Consider the following 16,223-nt stretch of genomic DNA (forward strand, 5'->3'; position numbering starts at 1 on the left):
GGCGGCGCGATCCTCAGCAGCGCCCCCGCCGCCCTGCGCCGTCGGGCCCGTCAGGCGACGTCGGGCGGCCGGGCTGAGCTGCGGGGCCTGTTCGATCTGTGCGACGCGCATGGGGGGGGAGGGACGAAGGGGGGCGGGGCACACCGTCGGCCGGGCAGGGGCGGCGGCGTGTGCGGGAGCAGGGTGCGCACCCGGTCGGTGAAGATCGCCGGTGGGACGTCTGAGGCGAGCGGCGGCGGCACGGCAGCGAGGTCGCAGGGCCGGAACGGCAGCGGCCGCCCGCCGTCGGCGAGGACCGCGCCCCCGCGCGCGTCGCCGGGGCGGGGTCGAAGGCGGCGTATGACCTGGTCCCGGCAGGCGTGCCGGGAGCATCGCCGCGTTACGGTGCGGGCATGAGCGGCAGCGAGATGAACGACAGCGATGTGATCGTGGTGGGCGGCGGGGTCATCGGGTTGACGACGGCCGTGACGCTGGCCGAGCGGGGCGGCGGGCGGCGGCGCGTACGGGTCTGGGCGCGCGACGCCCCGGCGGACACGGTCTCCGCGGTCGCGGGCGCGCTGTGGTGGCCGTACCGCATCGAGCCGGAGGACCTGGTGGGCGCCTGGTCGCTGGCCTCCCTGCGGGTGTACGAGCGGCTCGCCGCCCGCCCCGGCGAGACGGGGGTGCGGTTCGTCCCCGGCGTCCACGCGGATATGGCGCTCTCCGGTCTTGGGCCGTGGGCGGGGCAGGTGGCCGGCCTGCGGGAGCTGGGGCCGGGTGCGCCGGAACTGCCGCCGGGCTGCGGCTCAGGGCTCGCTGCCCGGCTGCCGCTGATCGACATGCCGGTGCATCTGGAGTGGCTGCGCGGCCGGCTGGCCGCGGCGGGCGGGCAGGTCCAGACCCGGGAGCTGGCCTCGCTCGACGAGGCGGCGGCCGCGGCGGGGACGGTGGTCAACTGCACCGGGCTGGGTGCGCGGCGGCTGGTGCCGGATGAGCGGATACGGCCGGTGCGCGGGCAGTTGACGGTGGTGGAGAACCCGGGGATCGACGAATGGTTCACGGCCGTGGACACGGCGGCCGGCGCGACCTACTTCTTCCCGCAGCCGGGCGGGCTGGTCCTGGGCGGCACCGCGGAGGAGGACGACTGGCGCACCTCCCCCGACCCGGCGACGGCCGAGGCGATCGTGGCCCGCTGTGCACGGATCCGCCCCGAGATCGCGCACGCCCGTGTGCTGGCCCACCGGGTGGGGCTGCGCCCGGTCCGCTCGGGCGGCGTACGTCTGGAGGCGGTGCGCCGCCCGGACGGCGGGCTGCTGGTCCACAATTACGGACACGGGGGCGCGGGGGTGACGGTCGCCTGGGGGTGCGCGGAGGCGGCGGCGGAGCTGGCCTCAGCGGCCCTTCCCTAGCTCCCGGCAAGCTCTGCCCTGGCGGGACGGCCGTTGTCTTCGCGCCCGCTTCCCGAGCCCGCACCGGCGCCGCCGCAGGCGGTCGCGGCCGGCGTCACAGCAGCCGTGAGCGCCAGGGGAGCCCTGGCGCTGCGCGGCGAAGGGGACATGTTCACGGGAAGGCGTGCTCGGCGCACAGGTCCCAGGCATCAGCAGCGGGCGAGCGGCTGGCCCTCCGTCAGGTGGTACGGGGCGCGGGCGTCGAGCAGCAGGGGCACGAGTTCGCGCTGCGACTGCCGCAGGGGCACCGTCGCGCCGCCCGCCGGGTCCGGGCGGGAGACGACGCCGTGCAGGGCGAGTTCGTCGTGCACGTCGGCGTACTGTCCGGCGCTCAGCCGGTAGCCGCAGGGCGGGTTCCGGAGGGTCTCGTCCGGGGTGGGCGGGTCGTTGTCCGCGCCGCCGAAGTAGACCGGTCCGTGGTCCAGCAGGCCCGACAGCCGGGCGGCGGCCGTGGTGGCCGCGATGCGGAGACGGCGTTCTCCGGCGTAGTCGAGGAGCCCGTCCAGGGCGGCGCGCTGACTGGCCACACGACGCCGCTTGTTGGCGGCCTGGTCGTGCTGTTCCTCGTCCGTCAGAGGGTCGACACGGCTCTCGATGAGCAGGCCGACGGCGTTCTTGACGCCCGAGGCGTTGCGGAGGATGCGTTCCTGGCCGTCGCCCGCGGTCTGTCTGACCGGTTCGCCGGTGACCGGGTCGGTCCAGATGCCGTAGGTGCCTGTGGTGAAGCCGTGGCGGTGTGCGGCGGGCCGCACATGGCGGCCGGACAGGATCCGCGCCTCCCGGTGGATTCCGGCGTCGGCATTGAGGTTGCGCGGCCACAGGTCGAACAGGTCCTTGTCGTAGTACGGCGGGGTGGCCCCGTACTCGTGCAGGTCGTAGACGACGTCGGGGCGTTCGTCGCGCAGGACGGCGGCCAGCGCGCGGCCTTCGGCGGTGCGCAGCGCGATGTGGTCGCGGTTGACGTCCACGCCGTCCGCGTTGCCGCGGGTGCCGGCTGCCCGCCCGTCGGGGTTGGCGGTGGGGACGACGAGGACGCGCGTACGGTCCAGAAGGCTGCGGGTCGCGCCGTCGCGCGCGTACGCCAGATCCCGCACGGCGCTCAGGCAGGCGTCGCGCCCGGCCGGTTCGTCGCCGTGCTGGCTGCACACCAGGAGCACGGTGACCGGGGCGTGCCGGGCCCCGACCCGTACGAGCTGGAGCGGACGGCCCTGCGCGGTCGTGCCGATCCTGCGGACCGACACCCGGTCGCCGGGGCCCGGCGCCCCGCGGTCGACCGCCGTGAGGAAGGCCTGTTCCTCCGCCCCGCTGGTCCAGCGCGCTCCCCCGCTGGTCTCAAAGCCCGTGCGGGGCTTGGGGTGTGCGGCCTGTGCGGGCGCGGTGACCAGCGGCGCGGCGAGTGCGGCGGCGGCCGCGGTCAGGGCGAGGGTGCGGAGCCGGACACGGGCGAACATCTGCTGCTGCCTCCCGGATGACGACAGGGTGCGCGACGAGGTGACTGCACGGCTGGCCGCGCATCGCGGGGTGCGGGGACGCGCGCCTCGGCATGAGCGGGGACGGTACTCCTGGCGACTGCCGTGCGACAGGGCGTCGTTCGGCCACGGGGGTGACGGGAAGCGGCCGCGGCGCGGGACGGGACGGGAGCGGGCACTCGCGTGCCGCGAGGACGCGCCTGGGCGGGGAGAGCGCTCTCCCGCTGCCCGGCCTCGCGCCGATACCCTGGGCGGGAGGCCGCTGAACAGGCTGGCAAGCAGATGAGGAGCGCCGTGTTGCCGGAGCAGACCGCTGGTTCGCGTCCCACTCTCGAAGCCGTCGCGGCCCGCGCCGGAGTCTCCCGCGCCACCGCCTCACGGGTCGTCAACGGCGGCGCGGGCGTGCGTCCCCCGCTCGTGGACAAGGTGCGGCAGGCCGTGGAGGAGCTGGGTTATGTGCCCAACCACGCGGCCCGCACCCTGGTGACCCGGCGCAACGGCGCGATCGCCGTGATCATCGCCGAGCCGGAGTTCCGGATCTTCTCGGACCCGTTCTTCGAGCAGCAGGTCCGCGGGATCAGCAGGGAACTGATCGCCTATGACGTGCAGTTGGTGCTGCTGTGGGTGGAGGGGCCGGGCGATCACGGCCGTATCGCCCGCTATCTGGGCGGCGGCCATGTGGACGGCGCGCTCGCCTTCTCGCTCCACCATGACGACGCACTGCCCTCCGTCATCCGCCGGGCGCGGGTGCCCGCCGTGTTCGGGGGGCGCCCCTTCCGTCCGGACGGGGGCGGCGAGCCCGAGGTCCCCTATGTCGACGCCGACAACCGCGGCGGGGCACGTGAGGCGGTGCGCCATCTGGTCTCACTCGGCCGCACCGGCATCGCGCATATCGCCGGGCCGCGCGACCAGACCTCCGCGCTCGACCGGATCGCCGGATACCACGATGTGCTGGTGGACCCCGACCCGGAGCTGATCCGGCAGGGGGACTTCACGGCGGAGAGCGGCGCGCGCGCCATGGCGGAGCTGCTTGAGCACCGGCCCGATGTGGACGCGGTGTTCGCCGCCAACGATCTGATGGCGTCGGGCGCCCTGCGCGTGCTGCGCGAGAGCGGCCGGAGGGTGCCGCAGGATGTGGCGCTGGTGGGTTTCGACGATATGCGCTCGGTCGTGGAGGCCGTCGATCCGCCGCTGACGACCGTCCGTCAGGACATCGAGGGCATGGGACGGTTGATGGTGCGGCTGCTGATGCGCGTGCTCGACGACCGGGGCGCGAATGGGTCGCGGTCCGGCGGTCCCGCCTCGATCATCACTCCGACGACGCTCGTCGTGCGGGCTTCCGCCTGAGCTCGTTGCGTGCGGGCGGGGGCGCGCTCCGGATGAGGGTCTTCCGCGGGAGCGTGCCGTCGCGCCGCGCCTGCTGCCGGGCGCGCCGGGCCAGCGGCAGATAGCGCAGCCGCTCGGGAAGCGCCGGCACCACGGCCCGTACCACCCGGCCGAAGCGGCGCAGCGCACGCTCCTGCCGGTCACTCCACTCAAGGCCGATCGCCTCACGGGCCTCGGGCGGCATCAGCCCGATGGTCATAAAGCGCCGGAAGCGCAGAATGCGCGGCAGCAGCAGCGGCCAGAGCGCGCGCAGCGCCAGCCGCAGCGCCAGCGGCCCGCGGTCGGGCGGCCGCACGGGCGCGTCGAGGGAGACGAGTTCGCGTACGACGGCAGTGGCCTCGATCTCTTCGGCGAGGACCGTGCGGTAGTACGGCCAGAATTCCTCCAGGGTCTGCGGCATGTCCCGGTCCCGAAGGCCCAGGATGCGCCCGACCCGGAGCCACTCCGCGTACAGGGCGCGCTCCTGCGCCTCGGTGAGCGGCCGGACCAGATAGCGGGCAGCGTGCTGGTAGACGGGGAAGCCGGTGGCGTGGACCCACGCGTAGTAGGCGGGGTCGAGCGCGTGGTAGCGGCGGCCGTGCGCGTCGACGCCCTGGATGGTCCTGTGCAGGTCGCGGAGTCTGCGGCCTTCGGCGGCGGCGTCCGGACCTCCGTACACCCACAGTTGGAGGGAGCGCAGCGAGCGTTCGCCGCGGCCCCAGGGGTCGGTGCGGAAGACGGAGTGCTCGTCGACGCCGGCGCCCACGGCCGGGTGGGCCACCTGCATCGTCAGGGCGGCGGGCAGCATCAGCAGCGCCCGCACATCCCCGGCCAGCGTCCACAGCACCCCGCCGGGCGGGGGCGGCACGGGGTCGGTTGCGGCGCTGCTCATGCGGTCTGCTCCCCGTGCCTGTACGTGCTCGATGCATCTTCCAGTATGCGCCGGTGCGGGGGCGGGTGAGGTGTTGGGGTGATCGTGCGGCGCAGGAAAGAAAGCCGCCTCCTGAGCATTACCAGAAGGTAACTGTGGCTGATTTGATGTGGCGCGCCGGTCCCGCCCCCCACAGTCCGAACCCAGGAGAATCCGTGCCGCACTCATACTCCGCGCTGCGCAAAATCCGCGGCGCAGCCCTGTCCTCGGCGCTCGCCGCCGCGCTCCTCGCCGTCGCCGCGCCGGGCGCGACAGCTGCCTCGGCCGCGCCTGGCGCGACGGCCGCGGAGACTCCCCGGCTGAAAGTGCTGTCGTACAACGCGTTCCTGTTCAGCAAGAACCTGTACCCGAACTGGGGGCAGGACCACCGTGCCGCCGAGATACCGAAGACCTCCTTCTTCAAGGGCAATGACGTGGTCGTGCTGCAGGAGGCGTTCGACAACTCCTCGTCGGACGCGCTGATGAGCCGGGCCGCGGCCGAATACCCGTACCAGACGCCGGTGATGGGCCGGTCCAAGAGCGGCTGGGACGCCACGGGCGGCGCGTACTCCTCCCTGACGCCGGAGGACGGCGGGGTGACGGTGCTCAGCAAGTGGCCGATCATCCGCAAGGAGCAGTACGTCTACAAGGACGCGTGCGGCGCCGACTGGTGGTCCAACAAGGGCTTCGTCTACGCGGTGCTCGATGTGAACGGCGCCAAGGTGCATGTGGTGGGCACCCATGCGCAGTCGACCGACCCGGGCTGCGACCCGGGCGAGGCCGCCGAGATGCGCAGCCGTCAGTTCCGGGCCATGGACGCGTTCCTGGACGGCAAGAACATCCCGGCCTCGGAGCAGGTGCTGGTCGCGGGCGACTTCAACGTGGATTCGCGCACCGCGGAGTACGCCTCGATGCTGTCCGACGCCGGTCTGGCGGACGCGGACGCGCGCACCGGGCACCCGTACTCCTTCGACACGGAGGAGAACTCGATCGCCTCCTACCGCTACCCGGACGACCCGCGTGAGGATCTGGACTATGTGCTGCACCGGGCGGGGCACGCCCGGCCGGCCGGCTGGACCAATGAGGTGATCAAGGAGTCGTCCGCGCCCTGGACGGTCACCAGCTGGGGTGTGGACTACACCTACACCAACCTCTCCGACCACTACCCCGTCGTCGCCTCCGGGCGCTGACCGGGCGGGCGTTGACCGCGAGGCATTGACCGCGAGGCGGTGACCGGCGGGCAGTAGCCGCCGGGCCGTAATCGCAAGCCCTTCGCAGCTGGTCAGAGGCCGTTTTTCGGCAGTGGCCGCAAGGGGTTGTCTGTGCCACGGTGGTGGCCATGACGGGTCTCGGGCACGTCCATGGCCACCACCATCACCACCATGATCAGGTGCTGGAGGGGTCCGCGCAGGGGCTGCGGACGCTCTGGTTCTCTTTCGCGGTGCTGGCGGCGACCACGCTGGTGCAGGCGGTGATCGCGGCGGCGTCGGGTTCGGTGGCGCTGCTGGGCGACACCGTGCACAACGCGACGGACGCGCTCACCGCGCTGCCGCTGGCCCTCGCCTTCGTCCTGGGGCGGCGCGCCGCCACCCGCCGCTACACCTACGGCTTCGGGCGCGCCGAGGACCTGGCGGGCGTCTTCGTGGTGCTGGTGATCGCCTCCTCCGCGCTCTTCGCCGGATATGAGGCGGTGCGCAGGCTCATCGAGCCGCAGGACGTGACCCATCTGCCGGCGGTGGCGGCGGCCGGTCTTGTGGGCTTCGCCGGGAACGAGTGGGTGGCCCGTGCCCGGATACGCACCGGCAAGAAGATCGGCTCCGCGGCGCTGGTCGCCGATGGGCTGCACGCCCGCACCGACGGTTTCACCTCGCTCGCCGTGCTGCTGGGCGCGGGCGGCGCGGCGCTGGGCTGGCGCTGGGCGGACCCGCTGATCGGCCTGGCGATCACAGCGGCCATCGCGGCGGTGCTCCGGGGCGCGGCCCGGGACATCTGGCACCGGCTGATGGATGCCGTGGACCCGGCGCTGGTCGACCAGGCGGAGACCGCGCTGACGGGGGTGGAGGGCGTGCGGGCGGTGAGCGCGGTGCGGCTGCGCTGGCTGGGCCACGGACTGCGCGCCGAGACCTCGATCCGCGTGGATCCGGCGCTGACGGTCGCACAGGCCCATGCGGTGGCACAGGCGGCGGAGCACGCTCTAGTCCGCGGCGTCCGCCGCCTGACGGCGGCGACGGTCCAGGTCCGTCCCTGACGTCTCGTCGGGGGCGGTCGGCCCCGGCTCAGCCGCCCCCCGGCTCAACAGGCTCCGTCCGCGTCGGGGTCGTACACCGCCATCGCGATGCCCCGCGCCGTCAGCCGCCCGGCGGGAGAGCCGACAACCGCCGCAGGGTTTCTCACCAGTGGTGAGACAGCAATACTGTTGGACTCAAGGCGAGGAGGCGGCAGCCGGGAAGTGAGGCGCGAGGCAGATGGCGACCGAGGCCGACGCCGGTGTGCACGGCGAGGAGATGACGCTCACCGTCGACGAGCTGGCCGCGCGGGCCGGGGTGACCGTGCGGACCGTACGGTTCTACGGCACCCGCGGACTGCTGCCCCCGCCGTCGATCGGGCCCCGGCGCGTGGGCCGCTACGGCCCGGCCCATCTCGCCCGGCTGGCGCTGATCGAGGAGCTCCAGCACCAGGGCATGACGCTTGCCGCGATCGAACGCTATCTGGAGCAGCTGCCGGACGATCTGAGCGCCCATGACCTGGCGATCCACCGTGCGGTGGTGGCCTCCTGGGCGCCGGACTCGCCCGAGGAGGCCACCCGGGCCGAGCTGGAGCGGCGTGCCGGGCGGGAGCTGTCCGGGCAGGACGTCGAGCGGCTCGCGGCGATGGGCGTCCTCCAGCGCACCGGGGAGGGCGAGGAGGGTTACCGCCTCGATCCGGGGCTGCTGCGGCTCGGTGTGGAGCTGCTCGACGTGCCCATCGCGCACGAGACGATCCTGGCCGCCCGCAGCGTGCTGCTGGAGCACTCGCGGGCGGCCGCCCAGGAACTCACCCGGCTCTTCCGCGACGAGGTGTGGGACCCCGGGCAGGTGGCCGCGATGAAGTCGCTGTCGGCCCATATGCAGCCGATCGTGGTGCAGGCGCTGGTGACCGCTTTTCAGCGGTTTCTGAAGGAGGAGCTGCGGGAGGCGTTCACCGCTCGGTGAACGCCTCCCGCGGGCGCGGGCACACCGTTCACCGGTCGTCGGTGAACCGCTCTCCCTTCTCCGCCTTCCGAAGCAGCAGCGCCGGGGGCTCGAACCTCTCGCCGTAGCGCTCCGCCAGCTCTTGAGCGCGGGCGACAAAGCCCGGCAGTCCGCCCTCGTAGCCGTTGATGTACTGCAGCACGCCGCCGGTCCACGCCGGGAAGCCGATGCCCATGATCGAGCCGATGTTGGCGTCTGCCACCGACGTCAGCACCCCCTCCTCCAGGCAGCGGACCGTGTCCAGGGCCTCGGAGAAGAGCATCCGCTCCTGCATGTCCTCAAAGGGGACCGCGGCGTCCGCCCTGCCGAAGTGCTCGCGCAGGCCCGGCCACAGGCCCGCCCGGCTGCCGTCCTCCGCGTAGTCGTAGAAGCCGGCGCCGCCGCTGCGTCCGGTACGGCCGAACTCGTCGACCATCCGGTCGATCACGGCGTCCGCGGGGTGGCCAGGCCAGGCGCCGCCGGCCTCCTCGACCGCCCGGCGCGTCTCGTCGCGGATCTTGCGGGGCAGGGTGAGGGTCAGCTCGTCCATCAGGGACAGCACCTTCGCCGGGTAGCCCGCCTGGGCCGCGGCCTGCTCGACCGACGCGGGCTCGACGCCCTCGCCCACCATGGCGACGCCCTCGTTGATGAACCGGCCGATGACGCGGGAGGTGAAGAAGCCGCGGGAGTCATGGACGACGATCGGCGTCTTGTTGATCTGGCGGACCAGATCGAAGGCGCGGGCCAGGGCCTCGTCCCCGGTCCGCTCCCCCTTGATGATCTCCACCAGGGGCATCTTGTCGACCGGTGAGAAGAAGTGCAGCCCGATGAAGTCCGCCGGCCGCGCCACGCCCTTGGCGAGCAGGGTGATCGGCAGTGTGGAGGTGTTGGAGCAGAGCAGCGCGTCGGGCTCCACGATGTCCTGGATCTCCTGGAACACCCGGTGTTTCAGGGCGGTGTCCTCGAAGACCGCCTCGATCACGGCGTCACAGCCCGCCAGCTCCGCCGCGTCCGCGGCAGGCGTGATGCGCGCGAGCAGCGCGTCCCGCTCGGCCTCGGTCCTGCGGCCCTTGGCCACCGCCTTGTCCAGCAGCTTCTCCGAGTACGCCCGGCCCTTCTCGGCGGCCTCAAGGGAGACGTCCTTGAGGATGACGTCGATCCCGGCGCGTGCGCAGGAGTAGGCGATGCCCGCGCCCATCATGCCCGCGCCGAGCACGGCGACCTTGCGGACCCGGCGCGGCTCGACGCCCTGGGGCCGGCTGGCCCCGGAGTTGACGGCCTGGAGGTCGAAGAAGAACGCCTGGATCATGTTCTTGGCGGTCTGCCCGGTGACCAGCTCGGTGAAGTACCGGGCCTCGATGGTCTGCGCGGTCTCGAAGTCGACCTGCGAGCCCTCCACCGCCGCGGCGAGGATGTTGCGCGGGGCGGGGTAGGGCGCGCCTGCCGTCTGCTTCTTCAGGTTCGCCGGGAAGGCGGGGAGGTCGGCGGCGAACCGGGGATTGGACGGCGTCCCTCCCGGGATCTTGTAGCCCTTGACGTCCCAGGGCTGCTGCGACTGGGGGTGTGCGTCGATGAAGGCGCGCGCCCGGGCGAGCATCTCCTCGCGGGTCTCGGCCACTTCATCGACGAGGCCGCTCGCGAGGGCGCGCCGCGGGCTGTACTGGGTGCCCTGCACCAGCACCTTCAGCAGGGCGTCGGCGATGCCCATGAGGCGTACGGTGCGGGTGACTCCCCCGCCGCCGGGCAGCAGGCCGAGGGTCACCTCGGGCAGGCCGATCTTGGAGCCGGGCGCGTCGAGGGCGATGCGGTGGTGGCAGGCGAGCGCGATCTCGTAACCGCCGCCGAGCGCCGCGCCGTTGATCGCCGCGACGACGGGCTTGCCGAGGGTCTCGATACGGCGCAGAGCGCGCTTGACGTCCATGCCCGCGTCGAAGATGCGCTGGGCGTCGCCGGGGCCGGCCTTGATCATGTCCTTGAGGTCGCCGCCCGCGAAGAAGGTCTTCTTCGCGGAGGTGATGACGATGCCGCGGATGGCGTCCTTCTCCGCCTCCGCGCGGTCGGCGACCGCGGCGAGGGATTCCCGGAAGGCGTGGTTCATGGTGTTGGCGGACTGGTCCGGGTCGTCCAGGACGAGGGTGACGACGCCGTCGTCGTCCTGCTCCCAGCGGATGACGCCGATGGTTTCTTCCTGGCTGGCGGTGGTCTCGGTCATGCGATGTCTCCGTGAGGTGTGCGGTGCGGCTGTGGCGGGCGGACGGGCGGGCGGCCTCAGAGGCGTTCGACGACCGTGGCGATTCCCATTCCTCCGCCCACGCACAGCGTGACCAGGCCGTACCGCTTGTCCTGGCGCTCCAGTTCATCGACGAGGGTGCCCAGGATCATCGCGCCTGTCGCGCCCAGCGGGTGGCCCATCGCGATGGCGCCGCCGTTGACGTTGACCTTGTCGAGGGAGAGGTCCATATCGCGGGCGAAGCGCAGCACCACGCCGGCGAACGCCTCATTGATCTCGACCAGATCGATGTCGTCCATGGTCAGACCGGCCTTGGCGAGCGCCTTGCGGGTGGCGGGCGCGGGCCCGGTGAGCATGATGGTCGGCTCGGAGCCGGAGACCGCGGCGGAGACGACGCGGGCGCGCGGGGTGAGCCCGTACCGCTCACCGACCGCCCGGGAGCCGATGGCGACGAGGGCCGCGCCGTCGACGATGCCGGAGGAGTTGCCCGCGTGGTGGACATGGTCGATCCGCTCCACCCAGTGGTACTTCTGCAGCGCCACCGCGTCAAAGCCGCCCATCTCGCCGATGCCGGCGAAGGAGGGCTTGAGCCCGGCGAGGGTGTCGGCCGTGGTGCCGGGGCGCATATGCTCGTCGTGGTCGAGGACGACGAGGCCGCTGCGGTCGCGGACGGGCACGACCGAGCGGTCGAAGCGGCCGTCCTTCCAGGCGGTCGCGGCGCGCTCCTGGGACAGCGCCGCGTACTCGTCGACATCGCGGCGGCTGAAGCCCTCGATGGTGGCGATCAGGTCGGCGCCGATGCCCTGGGGGACGAATCCGGTGTCGAAGTTGGTCATCGGGTCCGCGAACCACGCGCCGCCGTCGGAGGCCATCGGGACCCGCGACATCGACTCGACGCCGCCGGCCAGCACCAGATCCTCCCAGCCGGAGCGGACCTTCATGGCCGCCATGTTGACCGCTTCGAGCCCGGAGGCGCAGAAGCGGTTCTCCTGGACCCCGGCGACGGTGTCGGGCAGTCCGGCGGCGATGGCGGCGATCCGGGCGATGTCGGAGCCCTGGTCGCCGACCGGGCCGACGACGCCGAGGACGATGTCGTCGATCGCGGCCGGGTCGAGGCCGGGGAAGCGGCCCCGCAGCTCCTGGATGAGCCCGGTCACCAGGTCGATCGGCTTGGTGCCGTGCAGGGACCCGCCCGCCTTGCCGCGGCCGCGCGGGGTGCGGATCGCCTCGTACACATACGCTTCGGTGCTCACTGGTCAAGCCTTTCCGGGAAGTCGGTGGGAGTCGGCGGTCAGGAGGGTCAGCCGAGCAGGGAGCGGCCGATGATCTCCTTCATGATCTCGGTAGTGCCGCCGTAGATGGTCTGGATGCGGCCGTCGACAAAGGCCCTGGCCACCGGGTACTCGCTCATATAGCCGTAGCCGCCGTGCAGTTGCAGACAGCGGTCGGCGACCCGCTTCTGCAGCTCGGTGGCCCACCACTTGGCCATCGAGGCGTGTACGGCGTCGAGTTCCCCGTTCGAGTGATCGACGATGCAGCGGTCGATGAACGTACGGGTGACGGCGCACTCGGTGGCCATCTCGGCGATCTCGAAGCGGATGTGCTGGAGCCGGGCCAGCGGCCGCCCGAAGGCCTCGCGCTCCTTGACGTACTGCGTGGTGATCTCCAGCAGATGTTCGGCGGCGGCGATGCCGGAGACGGCGATGGCCATGCGCTCCTGCGCGAGGTTGGTCATCAGATGGCCGAACGCGCCGTTCAGCTCGCCCAGCAGATTCTCCTTGGGCACCCGGACGTCCTGGAAGAACAGCTCCGCGGTGTCCTGGGCCTTCTGGCCGATCTTGTCGAGGTTGCGGCCGCGTTCGAAGCCCTCGGCGCCGCGCTCGACGACCAGCAGGGACAGCCCCTTGGCGCCGCCCTCGGGGGTCGTCTTCGCGACGACGACCACCAGGTCGGCGAGGATGCCGTTGGAGATGAAGGTCTTCGCGCCGTTGAGCACCCAGTGGTCGCCGCGGTCCTCGGCCGAGGTGCGGACGGCCTGGAGGTCGGAGCCCGCGCCCGGCTCCGTCATGGCGATCGCGGTGATCGTCTCGCCGCTGCAGAAGCCGGGCAGCCAGCGGCGCTTCTGCTCGTCTGTGGCGAGAGAGGTCAGATACGGGCCGACGATGTCGTTGTGGAGTCCCACGGCGAGGCCCGCGGCGCCGGCGCGCGTGAACTCCTCGGCCAGGACGGCGGCATACCGGAAGTCGGGCTCTCCGCCGCCCCCGTACTCCTCCGGGACGGCAAGGCCGAGGAGTCCCTGCCGGCCGGCCGCGCGCCAGGCCGCCCGGCTGACGATGCCGTCCCTCTCCCACTGCTCGTAGTGCGGCAGCACCTCCTTGGCGAGGAAGGCGCGCACGGTCTCACGGAACGCGTCATGCTCGGCGGTGAAGATCTGGCGCTTCACCTCAGGCCCCCCGGCTGTCGGCTCCGGCTCCCGGGAGCGGCGGACGGCACATTCCAGTCGCGGGCCACCTCTGCCGCGTCCGCACCCGGCAGGGCGGGCCCGCGGCGCACGGAGACGGGCGTGGCGGCGAAGCGCGGCGCGGGCGCGGGCTGGGTGATGCCGCCGTGCTCGACGAAGGTGGCGCGGGCGGCGAGATGGGGGTGGGCGGGTGCCTCGCGCAGCGACAGCACGGGCGCGACGCAGGCGTCCGAGTGCTCGAAGACCGCGGTCCACTCGTCGCGTGTCCGGGTCTTGAAGCGGGCGGCCACGGCGTCGCGCAGCTCGCCCCAGCGGGCGAAGTCCTTACGGGCCGGGACCTGCTCCGCAAGGCCGAGCAGCTCGATGAACCGGTCGTAGAACTGCTGCTCCAGCGCCCCGACCGCCATGTACTGGCCGTCGGCCGTCTCATAGGCGCCGTAGAAGGGACAGCCGCCGTCCAGCAGATTCGCCCCGCGCCGGTCCTGCCAGCCCCCGGCCGCCATCATGCCGTGGATCATCGTGGCGAGATGGGCCGCGCCGTCGACGATGGCGGCGTCCACCACCTGGCCGCTGCCGCCTTCGGCGCGGGCGTGCTGGAGTGCGGCCAGCACGCCGACGACGAGATAGAGGGAGCCTCCCGCGTAGTCCCCGACGAGGTTGGCGGGGACGGCGGGCGGCTCCCCGGCCTTGCCGATCATCCCGAGGGCGCCGGTGACGGCGATATACGCGATGTCATGGCCGGCCCGCTGGGCGAGCGGCCCCTCCTGGCCCCAGCCGGTCATCCGCCCGTACACCAGCTGTGGATTGCGGGCCAGGCAGGCGTCGGGGCCGACGCCGAGCCGCTCGGCGACGCCGGGCCGATAGCCCTCGATCAGGATGTCGGCCCGCTCGACGAGGTCGAGGACCCGTCCGGGGCCGTCCTCGGCCTTGAGGTCGACCAGCACGGACCGCTTGTTGCGGTTGGTCAGGTCGTACGCGGGGTCGATGGCGAGCCCTGCGCCGCCGGGGCGGTCGACCCGCACGACGTCGGCGCCGAGGTCGGCGAGGAGCATGGCCGCAAAGGGGCCGGGGCCGATGCCCGCCAGCTCCACCACGCGCACCCCGGCCAGCGGGCCCCCGCTCCCGGGCGTCTGAGCTGCACTGTCTGTTCCCGCCATCGCGCCCCCAGCGCTCTCCGGCCAGCTATGACACAACTGATGTAACACCAGTGATGGTAAGAACACGTTCCACCCGGCACAAGGCCTGTGGACGCAGGTGCTCCCGGCGCCGGCTCACGCGTCGGTCAGCGGGCGTCGAGTTCGGCGACGAGCTTCTTCGTCGCGATGGCGCGATAGCTCTCCTCCACCCACTCGCAGAGCAGCTCGGCGGCGGGCGCGCCCTTCTCCTCCAGCGGGATCTGCACCCACCCCGCCTTGCCCAGGCCGTACCCCGACGGCGTCGCGCCCGGCGACGACAGGGCGTGGGCGTGCACGGCCTCGTCCCTGAGCTTGACGCCGACGCCGAGCGGGTGGCTGCCGTCCCCGACCCCCAGAAAGACGAAAATCTTCTTGTTCACCTTGACGACCGTCTCGCCCCACGGATGGTCCTCGTACGCCCCCGGCAGCCCGAGGGCAAAGGCCAGCACCCGCTCACGCTTCTTCAACGGACCCTTCGGCACGGCGGCCATCGTCCACCTCCCTGATCGCACGGCTCTCGGGAACTCACGCTAGCCTCGGCTGCCGACAACGGCGCGGCGCGGCGAGGATGTCCGGGAGGGCGGCATGAACAGACGGGTCGGGGCAGAGCGTGAGCACGACATCGTGCTCTACGGAGCCACAGGGTTCGTGGGCGAACTGACCGCGCGCTACCTCGCCGAGCACGGTCCGAAGGACTGCCGGTGGGCGGTCGCGGGCCGCAGCCGGGAGAGGCTGGAGCGGCTCCGGGAGCGGCTGACGGCCCTCAATCCGGACTGCGCGGACCTTCCGCTGCTCGTCGCCGACGCCGACGACCCCGCGGCGCTGCGCGAACTCGCCCAGTCCACGCGTGTCGTGGCCACGACGGTGGGGCCGTACCTCTGGTACGGCGAGCCGCTCGTCGCGGCCTGCGCCGAGGCCGGGACGGACTACGCCGATCTCACGGGCGAGTCGGAGTTCATCGATCTGATGTACGTACGACATGACGCCCGGGCCCGGGAGAGCGGCGCACGGCTCGTCCACGCCTGCGGCTTCGACTCGGTGCCGCACGACCTCGGCGTGTACTTCACGGTGCAGCAGCTGCCGCAGGACGTCCCGCTGCGGGTGGACGGCTTCGTACGCTCCAGCGCCATGTTCTCCGGAGGCACGCTGGCCTCCGCGCTCACCGTCATGAGCCGCGGCCGGCAGGTGCGGCGCGCCGCGCACGAGCGACGGCTGCACGAGCCGCGGCTGGTGGACCGGCGGGCGCGCGCTCCGCTGTCCGCCCCCCGCTTCAGCCGGGAGACCGGCATGTGGGCGATGCCGCTGCCGACGGTCGACCCGCAGATCGTGGCGCGCTCCGCCCGTGCGCTGCGGCGGTACGGACCCGACTTCCGCTACCGCCACTACGCCGCGGTCAAGTGGCTGCCGGTGGCGCTCGGCGGTGCGGCGGCGATGGGCGCGGGCGTCGCGCTCGCCCAGCTCCCGCCCGCGCGACGCTGGCTGATGGACCGCTACCCCGCGGGCGAGGGCCCCGATGCCGAGCGCCGGGCGGCGAGCTGGTTCACGGTCCGCTTCGTCGGCGAGGGCGGCGGCCGGCGCGTCTTCACCGAGGTCGCCGGCGGCGACCCCGGCTACGGCGATACGGCCAAAATGCTCGCGGAGTCGGCGCTGTGCCTCGCCCTCGACGACCTCCCCCCGACGTCCGGCCAGGTCACCACGGCCGCGGCGATGGGCGACGCGCTGCTGACCCGGCTGCAGGGAGCGGGCCTGACCTTTCGCGTCGCGGCCACGCGCTGAGCGCTCCGCGGGAATGCCGCTGCGGACACCCTGTCGGCTGACGGTGCGTCGTGGCTGGTCACGCCCACGCGGCGGAGCCGCGCATCGATACAGCCCCGCGCCCTGCGGGGCGCATCCGAACCGCGCTGGACTCCACCGCAGCCGCTCAGGGCGCGCGGCAGGGCGCGCGCCTGCCGGGGGGAGCTTGGTCCGCCCCCACCG

The 16,223-nt window shown here is 72.9% G+C and carries 13 protein-coding genes and 1 pseudogene; 6 read left to right on the forward strand and 8 right to left on the reverse strand.

The genetic code is table 11. The features are described from left to right. Positions 1 to 143: 143 nt before the first annotated feature. Positions 144 to 340, reverse strand: a pseudogene (locus tag OF819_RS04630) (oxidoreductase); the annotation flags it as partial. A gap of 52 nt (positions 341 to 392) precedes the next feature. Between OF819_RS04630 and OF819_RS04635 the strand changes: the two are divergent. Next, the gene (locus tag OF819_RS04635) at positions 393 to 1,388 is read left to right on the forward strand and encodes an NAD(P)/FAD-dependent oxidoreductase (protein WP_267242030.1); all 996 of its coding nucleotides are present in this window, start codon (positions 393 to 395) and stop codon (positions 1,386 to 1,388) included. Positions 1,389 to 1,576: 188 nt separating this feature from the next. On the opposite strand, the gene OF819_RS04640 is transcribed toward OF819_RS04635, so the two are convergent. After that, positions 1,577 to 2,878, reverse strand: a complete 1,302-nt coding sequence (locus OF819_RS04640; RefSeq protein ID WP_267242031.1) for a M14 family metallocarboxypeptidase — start codon at positions 2,876 to 2,878, stop codon at positions 1,577 to 1,579. A gap of 300 nt (positions 2,879 to 3,178) precedes the next feature. Here OF819_RS04640 and OF819_RS04645 point away from each other — a divergent pair, with 300 nt between their 5' ends. Further along, complete coding sequence (locus OF819_RS04645) at positions 3,179 to 4,243, forward strand: LacI family DNA-binding transcriptional regulator (protein ID WP_416370468.1); 1,065 nt, start codon at positions 3,179 to 3,181, stop codon at positions 4,241 to 4,243. Here OF819_RS04645 and OF819_RS04650 read toward each other — a convergent pair. Further along, on the reverse strand, positions 4,206 to 5,153 hold the full coding sequence (locus OF819_RS04650; RefSeq protein ID WP_267242033.1) for an oxygenase MpaB family protein: 948 nt from the start codon (positions 5,151 to 5,153) through the stop codon (positions 4,206 to 4,208). The two genes, OF819_RS04645 and OF819_RS04650, sit on opposite strands and share 38 nt — an antisense overlap. 194 nt (positions 5,154 to 5,347) lie before the next feature. Here OF819_RS04650 and sph point away from each other — a divergent pair, with 194 nt between their 5' ends. The 3 genes from sph to OF819_RS04665 all read left to right on the forward strand — a co-directional run bounded on the left by sph (position 5,348) and on the right by OF819_RS04665 (position 8,362). Beyond that, the gene (sph, locus tag OF819_RS04655) at positions 5,348 to 6,361 is read left to right on the forward strand and encodes a sphingomyelin phosphodiesterase (protein WP_267242034.1); all 1,014 of its coding nucleotides are present in this window, start codon (positions 5,348 to 5,350) and stop codon (positions 6,359 to 6,361) included. 149 nt (positions 6,362 to 6,510) lie between these two features. Continuing rightward, the gene (locus OF819_RS04660; protein WP_267242035.1) at positions 6,511 to 7,419 is read left to right on the forward strand and encodes a cation diffusion facilitator family transporter; all 909 of its coding nucleotides are present in this window, start codon (positions 6,511 to 6,513) and stop codon (positions 7,417 to 7,419) included. 217 nt (positions 7,420 to 7,636) lie between these two features. Next, positions 7,637 to 8,362, forward strand: coding sequence for a MerR family transcriptional regulator (locus OF819_RS04665; protein WP_267242036.1), 726 nt, complete (start codon positions 7,637 to 7,639; stop codon positions 8,360 to 8,362). Positions 8,363 to 8,390: 28 nt separating this feature from the next. Here OF819_RS04665 and OF819_RS04670 read toward each other — a convergent pair whose 3' ends face one another. The 5 genes from OF819_RS04670 to OF819_RS04690 all read right to left on the reverse strand — a co-directional run bounded on the left by OF819_RS04670 (position 8,391) and on the right by OF819_RS04690 (position 14,737). Beyond that, positions 8,391 to 10,592, reverse strand: coding sequence for a 3-hydroxyacyl-CoA dehydrogenase NAD-binding domain-containing protein (locus OF819_RS04670; RefSeq protein ID WP_267242037.1), 2,202 nt, complete (start codon positions 10,590 to 10,592; stop codon positions 8,391 to 8,393). A gap of 56 nt (positions 10,593 to 10,648) precedes the next feature. Continuing rightward, a complete protein-coding gene (locus OF819_RS04675) occupies positions 10,649 to 11,863 on the reverse strand; it encodes an acetyl-CoA C-acetyltransferase (protein ID WP_267242038.1) in 1,215 nt (404 codons plus the stop codon). Between the two features lie 47 nt (positions 11,864 to 11,910). After that, positions 11,911 to 13,053, reverse strand: coding sequence for an acyl-CoA dehydrogenase family protein (locus OF819_RS04680; RefSeq protein WP_267242039.1), 1,143 nt, complete (start codon positions 13,051 to 13,053; stop codon positions 11,911 to 11,913). Continuing rightward, positions 13,050 to 14,228 carry a CaiB/BaiF CoA transferase family protein gene (locus OF819_RS04685; RefSeq protein ID WP_267242040.1) on the reverse strand — a complete coding sequence of 393 codons (1,179 nt, stop codon included), beginning with the start codon at positions 14,226 to 14,228 and terminating at the stop codon, positions 13,050 to 13,052. Before OF819_RS04685 ends, OF819_RS04680 begins: the two co-directional genes overlap by 4 nt. A gap of 125 nt (positions 14,229 to 14,353) precedes the next feature. Beyond that, positions 14,354 to 14,737, reverse strand: a complete 384-nt coding sequence (locus OF819_RS04690) for an MmcQ/YjbR family DNA-binding protein (protein ID WP_267242041.1) — start codon at positions 14,735 to 14,737, stop codon at positions 14,354 to 14,356. A 94-nt stretch (positions 14,738 to 14,831) separates the two neighbouring features. Between OF819_RS04690 and OF819_RS04695 the strand changes: the two genes are divergently transcribed. Then, positions 14,832 to 16,022 carry a saccharopine dehydrogenase family protein gene (locus OF819_RS04695; protein ID WP_267242042.1) on the forward strand — a complete coding sequence of 397 codons (1,191 nt, stop codon included), beginning with the start codon at positions 14,832 to 14,834 and terminating at the stop codon, positions 16,020 to 16,022. Positions 16,023 to 16,223 lie beyond the last annotated feature (201 nt).

Origin of the sequence: Streptomyces sp. PR69 (assembly GCF_026420845.1) — a bacterium.
Lineage (GTDB): Bacteria > Actinomycetota > Actinomycetes > Streptomycetales > Streptomycetaceae > Streptomyces.